The organism is Protofrankia sp. CiP1_Cm_nod3, from assembly GCF_982290655.1.
On sequence record NZ_CEVIVD010000002.1, the window covers coordinates 62945 to 68103 of the forward strand.

Genomic DNA, 5159 nt, shown 5'->3' on the forward strand with positions numbered 1-5159 from the left:
GCCCGCCGGCTCGCGGACCGGAGCGCATGCCGACGATGATGGGCCTGCCGACGACGATGGGCCGCGGACGGCGGCGCCGGATGAGGATGGATCACTGATGGCCGTGTTCGTGGCGAACGAGTCGGGTGTCGAGACCGACGAGGTCACCCTTACCGCGCTCGCCCGGTTCGTGCTGGACACGATGAGGGTCAACCCGCTGGCGGAGCTGTCGGTCATGCTGGTGGAGCAGGTCGCCATGGAGGAGCTCCACGTCCGCTACATGGGTGAGGAGGGCCCGACCGACGTGCTGGCCTTCCCCCAGGACGACGCGTTCGACCCGTCCGCGCCGGATTCGGGCGAGGACGACCCGACCCTGCTGCTCGGTGACGTCGTCCTGTGCCCGGAGGTCGCCCGTAAGCAGGCGGCCAAGGCGGGGCACTCGACCGAGCACGAGATGCACCTGCTGTGCACGCACGGCATCCTGCACCTGCTCGGTTACGACCATGCCGAGCCGGACGAGGAGCGGGAGATGTGGGCGAAGCAGTCCCACCTGCTGGCCGCCTGGGCCGCCGCCCGCGCCGCCGGTACGCGCTGAGCGTGCCTGGGAAGCGCCACGCAGCGGACGGGCCAGCGGAGCGCCGCGCACTGAGCCTGTGGGGGGAGCTGACAGGGCGGACCAATGGGCTACGGTGATGTTCCACTGCTGCTGCTCGCGGTGCTGGCCACGCTGTTCGCGGCCGGGATCGGGTGCATCGACGCCGCGCTGACCAGGGTCTCCCGGGTCGCGGTCGAGGGGTTCGTGCGCGCGGGGCGCCCCCGGGCCGCGAGCCTGGCCACGATCGTCGCCGACCCGGGGCGGTACCTGGCGCTGCTGCTGTTGCTGCGGATCGTCGGGGAGATGGTCGCCGCCGCGTGCGTGACCGTCATCGCGGTGCATACCTATGGTGCCGGGTTCATCGCGGTCGGTTTCGGCGCGCTGGTCGGGACCCTGTTCGCCTACATCTTCGTCGGGGTCGTGTTCCGGACGCTGGGCCGCCAGCACGCCCCGGTGATCGCGCTCGCGACCGCCGGGCTGACCAGCTGGCTCGGCCGGATGTTCGGGCCGCTGCCACGGCTGCTGATCGCCTTCGGCAACGCCGTCACCCCCGGCCCCGGCTACCGCGACGGCCCGTTCGCCACCGAGGCGGAGCTGCGCGACCTCGTCGACCTCGCCGAGGAGAACTCCGTCATCGAGCGCGGCGAGCGCGACATGATCGCCTCCGTCTTCGAGCTCGGGGACACCCTGGTGCGCGAGGTCATGGTCCCCCGGCCCGACATGGTCTACATCGAGTCGGTGAAGACCGTCGCCCAGGCGATCTCGCTGGCGCTGCGCAGCGGCTTCTCCCGCATCCCCGTGATCGGGGAGAGCGTGGACGACGTCGTCGGGATCGCCTTCCTCAAGGACATGGTCGGCCGGGAGCGCGAGGGCTGGGACACCCGGCCCGTCGCCGACGTCATGCGGCCACCCGCACTGGTGCCCGAGAGCAAGCACGCCGACGTCCTGCTGCGCGAGATGCAGGCGTCCCGGACCCACATGGCGATCGTCATCGACGAGTACGGCGGGACCGCCGGGCTGGTCACCATCGAGGACATCCTCGAGGAGATCGTCGGTGAGATCACCGACGAGTACGACGCCGAGATCGTCCCGGTGGAGTGGATCGACGACGACACCGCCCGGGTGACCGCCCGGCTCGGCGTGGACGATCTGCGCGAGCTCTTCGGCACGGACGAGCTGCCCGGCTCCGACGACGTGGAGACCGTCGGCGGGCTGCTGGCGAACGCGCTGGGCCGGGTGCCGCTGCCCGGGGCGACGGCGACCGTCGGCGTGGTCACGCTCACCGCCGAGAGCGCCGCCGGCCGGCGCAACCAGATCGGTACCGTGGTGGTGCGGCGGTCGTCCGGGCAGGCCGGGAACGCCACCGCCGGTGGGTCCGCGTCCACGCCCACGCGTGACGCGGCCGGCGGCGGCACATCCCGGGGCGACGGGCCCGGAAGCACCAGGGCGGCCGGGGGCCCCGGGGGCTTCGAGGGTGAGGCAGCGTACGCGGGCAGTCGCCGGGCGGGCAGGGAGCAGGGCGGTGACGGCCGGACCGGTAAGAATCGTACGGACGGTACGAGCGGTACGAGCAATGCTTTTGGTAATGATATAGATACCGTGGGTGCTGTCGGCGGCGACGGTGGGCGGAGGCAGGGCGGTGAGGCGGGTGCCACCGGCCCTGTCACGCGCCGTGCCGCTTCCGGGGCGCGCACATGATCTTCGACAAGGCAGGGGCAGGCGGCGTGTCAGAGCTGGACCTGGAGGCGCAGGCCGACAGCACGCGGGTCGACAGCACGCGGGTCGACAGCACGCGGGTCGACAGCACGCGGGCCGACAACGCGCGGGCCGACAACGCGCGGGCCGACAACGCGCGGGTCGACAACGCGCGGGCCGCTAGCACACGGGCCGACGGCGGTGCTGACAACCGCGGGGCCGGCGGCGGACCGGACGCGCCCGGCGGGGACGCCGTCCCCGGCGGCAGCCTGGCCGCCACCCGGATCGATCACGGCTCACTGTCGGCCGAGGACGCCAAGCTCGTGATCCTCGCCCGGTCGGCGAGGCTGCGCGCCTACGTCCCCCGGGGCGGTACCGCGGCCGCCGAGGGCGCGGCCGTCCGCGACACCGACGGGCGGACCTACGTGGCGGCGACCGTGGAGAACGCGCGGGAGCGGCTGACCGTCTCCGCGCTCGTCGCCGCCGTCGCCGCGGCGGCATCCAGCGGGGCACGCCGCTTCGAGGCGGCGGCGATCGTCTCCGACCGTCTCGCCGGGCCACTGTCGGGGTCCGGGCCGGACGCCGCGGGTGCGGCCGACGCCGCGGGTGCCGCGGGTGCGGCCGACGCCGCGGGTGCGGCGAACGCGGCCGGCCTGCCGGGTCCGGGCGCGCCGGACGCCCCGGGCTCGGGCGTGCCGGGTGCGCCGAAGGTCGACGACCTGCTGGTGCTGGGCGAGTTCGGCACCGGCGTGCCGGTGTTCCTCGCCGGCTCCGACGGGGTGGCCCGGGGCCGGGTGACCACCTAGTGGCCGCCTCGGCGGAGGCCGGAGCACCGTTCCGGTCCGGGTTCGCCTGTTTTGTCGGACGGCCCAACGCGGGCAAGTCGACGCTGACCAACGCGCTCGTCGGCTCGAAGGTCGCCATCACCAGCGGCCGTCCGCAGACGACCCGGCATGCTGTGCGCGGCATCGTGCACCGCGACGACGCCCAGCTCGTCCTGGTCGACACCCCCGGCCTGCACCGGCCGCGGACCCTGCTCGGCCAGCGGCTCAACGACGTGGTCCGCGCGACCTTCTCCGAGGTGGACGTGGTCGCCTTCTGCGTCCCCGCGAACGAGGCGGTGGGCCCGGGCGACCGGTTCATCGCCGGGGAGCTCGCCCGGCTGCCCAAGCGGACACCACTGGTCGCGGTCGTCACCAAGAGTGACCTGGTGTCCGACCGGGACGCGCTCGGCGCGCAGCTGCTCGCGGTCTGCGCGCTGGCGGACTTCGTCGATGTGGTGCCGGTCAGCGCGGTGTCGTCGTTCCAGGTGGGACTGCTCGCGGACGTGCTGGTCAGCCGCCTGCCGCCCGGCCCGCCGCTGTACCCCGACGGCGAGCTGACCGACGAGCCCGAGCAGGTGATGGTCGCCGAACTCGTCCGCGAGGCCGCCCTGGAGGGGGTGCGCGACGAGCTGCCGCACTCGCTCGCCGTCGTCGTCGAGGAGATGATCCCCCGCGAGGACCGCCCGGCGGACCGGCCGCTGCTCGACGTCCACGTGAACGTCTACGTCGAGCGGCCGAGCCAGAAGGCGATCGTCATCGGCGCGAAGGGTGCCCGCCTCAAGGACGTCGGCACGCGCGCCCGCACCCAGATCGAAGCCCTGCTCGGCACCCCCGTCTACCTGGACCTGCACGTCAAGGTCGCCAAGGACTGGCAGCGCGACCCCCGCCAGCTCCGCAAACTCGGCTTCTGACCGGCCACGGCCGCGTGTCCGGCAGCGGCCGCGCGGCCGGCCACGGTCGCGGCGCCGAAAGGCCGCGGGTCCCGGAGGCGACGAACTTGACCTCGGGATCGGCGTCGCGAGATTTTCAACAAATGGTTGTTTGGCCTGTTCGAAAATGAGCGTGGACACGTCCTCCGGTGGCGCTGTGGGGGGCAGGCGGATCGACCACGTGGCGATCGCCCTGCCGGACATGGCAGAGGCGGCACCTCTGTTGCTGGACACGCTCGGTGGCGTGTTCATCAAGGGCGGTGACAGCGACGAGACGGGCATCCGTCTGACGCACATCGGTTTCCCCGGTTTCAAGATCGAAATCATGCAGCCGCTCAGAGCGGACTCCGTCCTCGCCGAGAACCTGCGGCGCAAGGGGCCCGGGCTGCACCACGTGACGTTCATCGTCGACGACGTCACCGACACCGACACCCGCCTGCGCGCCCGTGGCTACGCCACGGCGGGCCTCGACATCTCCTCCTCGGCGTGGAGCCAGACGTACATCCGCCCGAAGCTCACCTTCGGCGCGCTGCTCCAGTTCGTCGCCACCGACCTGGACTGGCACACCCCGACCGAGCAGTACACCTTCGAGGACGTCCTCGCGGCAAAACTCGTCTGGCGCGACTACGTGGCCTGCTTCCGCGACACCCAGCCCGAGAGTACTTTTTGACGCCAGCCACGAGAGGCCAGCAGGGCCGGGGCACAGGAACGGGGTAATTGCGCATATGTTCCGCACGCTCGCCCACGAGGAGCGCGCCCTCGTGGAGGAACGGGTCGCCGAGGAGCCTGCCTGGCCGCACTGGCTGCCGGCAGCCGAGCGTCGCCGGTGCGTCGATGATCTTCTAGGGCATCTCGCCGCTGGCGCGGAGACGGGCACGCTGCTGCCGTTCGCCCGGGCGCTCGCCCAGTGGCGCTCCACCGCGGAGGTCTGGAGCGACCCCGACCTCGCCCGGCGGCTCCAGGGCCCCTTCCCCGGCGACGGCGCGCCGATCGAACGCCCCACCGTCCCGCCCGCATGACCGGACGCGGAGGCGAGCCGTAGGTCAAATCCGTGGTCATAGCAACGTTTTCCACCTACGGCTTCCGCCTCTGTAGGTAGAAAACGTCGTCCCGACAGCGGTTTTCACCTACCCTCGG

The 5159-nt window shown here is 72.5% G+C and carries 6 protein-coding genes; all 6 read left to right on the forward strand.

The features are described from left to right. The first annotated feature begins 97 nt into the window (after positions 1-97). The 6 genes from ybeY (at position 98) to AC5LUJ_RS01205 (ending at position 5041) form a co-directional block, all read left to right on the forward strand. A complete protein-coding gene (gene ybeY, locus AC5LUJ_RS01180) occupies positions 98-574 on the forward strand; it encodes an rRNA maturation RNase YbeY (protein ID WP_250287549.1) in 477 nt (158 codons plus the stop codon). 84 nt (positions 575-658) lie between these two features. After that, positions 659-2272: a hemolysin family protein gene (locus AC5LUJ_RS01185; RefSeq protein ID WP_445548312.1), complete on the forward strand. Its 1614-nt coding sequence runs from the start codon at positions 659-661 to the stop codon at positions 2270-2272. After that, positions 2269-3075, forward strand: a complete 807-nt coding sequence (locus AC5LUJ_RS01190) for a hypothetical protein (protein ID WP_493464333.1) — start codon at positions 2269-2271, stop codon at positions 3073-3075. The genes AC5LUJ_RS01185 and AC5LUJ_RS01190 overlap by 4 nt, the downstream gene beginning before the upstream one ends. Then, positions 3075-4004 (forward strand): GTPase Era, encoded by a 930-nt coding sequence (gene era / locus AC5LUJ_RS01195; RefSeq protein ID WP_250287074.1) that lies wholly within the window; start codon positions 3075-3077, stop codon positions 4002-4004. Before AC5LUJ_RS01190 ends, era begins: the two co-directional genes overlap by 1 nt. 145 nt (positions 4005-4149) lie before the next feature. Further along, the gene (locus AC5LUJ_RS01200) at positions 4150-4692 is read left to right on the forward strand and encodes a VOC family protein (RefSeq protein ID WP_250287076.1); all 543 of its coding nucleotides are present in this window, start codon (positions 4150-4152) and stop codon (positions 4690-4692) included. 55 nt (positions 4693-4747) lie between these two features. After that, the gene (locus tag AC5LUJ_RS01205; protein WP_250287078.1) at positions 4748-5041 is read left to right on the forward strand and encodes a hypothetical protein; all 294 of its coding nucleotides are present in this window, start codon (positions 4748-4750) and stop codon (positions 5039-5041) included. Positions 5042-5159 lie beyond the last annotated feature (118 nt).

Bases quoted from the DNA above. Each gene is read 5' to 3' on its own strand.
- ybeY (WP_250287549.1), top strand. From the start codon at position 98: ATGGCCGTGTTCGTGGCGAACGAGTCGGGTGTCGAGACCGACGAGGTC.
- AC5LUJ_RS01185 (WP_445548312.1), top strand. From the start codon at position 659: ATGGGCTACGGTGATGTTCCACTGCTGCTGCTCGCGGTGCTGGCCACG.
- AC5LUJ_RS01190 (WP_493464333.1), top strand. From the start codon at position 2,269: ATGATCTTCGACAAGGCAGGGGCAGGCGGCGTGTCAGAGCTGGACCTG.
- AC5LUJ_RS01200 (WP_250287076.1), top strand. From the start codon at position 4,150: ATGAGCGTGGACACGTCCTCCGGTGGCGCTGTGGGGGGCAGGCGGATC.
- AC5LUJ_RS01205 (WP_250287078.1), top strand. From the start codon at position 4,748: ATGTTCCGCACGCTCGCCCACGAGGAGCGCGCCCTCGTGGAGGAACGG.